Source organism: Candidatus Termitispirillum reticulitermitis (assembly GCF_054655775.1).
Genome location: NZ_BAAIHG010000250.1, coordinates 1 through 506 on the forward strand (window position 1 = coordinate 1; position 506 = coordinate 506).

Consider the following 506-nt stretch of genomic DNA (forward strand, 5'->3'; position numbering starts at 1 on the left):
CGAAAACAGATTTGCCACGCCAGAAAAAAACGAAGATAAGAAAAGTTTCATTGTCGTTCCCCCTAATCAAAATATCACGCGGAAATTATAAAATAAAACGAATGGAAATGCAATCAGATTGACATATATTCATAAATCTGATACTTTTCACCTATGAAACTATCTAACTTTTTTGTGCAAACGTTGCGTGAAACGCCCAGTGAGGCGGAGACTATAAGCCATACGCTGATGTTGCGTGCAGGGATGATTAAAAAGACTGCAGCAGGCGTATATAGTTATCTACCTATGGGGTTGCGGGTGATTCGTAAGGTGGAGAATATTGTCCGCAGGTCTATGAACGAGGCGGGGGCTATTGAGTTGCTTATGCCTTCTGTGTTGCCCGCAGAGCTATGGCAAGAGTCGGGACGTTGGCAGAAATACGGCAAGGAGTTGCTACGCTTTAAGGATAGGCATAATAGAGACTTCTGTATGGGTCCCACGCATGAAGAGGCCGTTACTGATATAAT

1 pseudogene is annotated in these 506 nt (G+C 43.3%); it reads left to right on the forward strand.

The annotated features are described in order from the left end of the window. Positions 1-153: 153 nt before the first annotated feature. Positions 154-506 (forward strand): annotated as a pseudogene (locus tag AC1MDJ_RS08590) (proline--tRNA ligase); the annotation flags it as partial.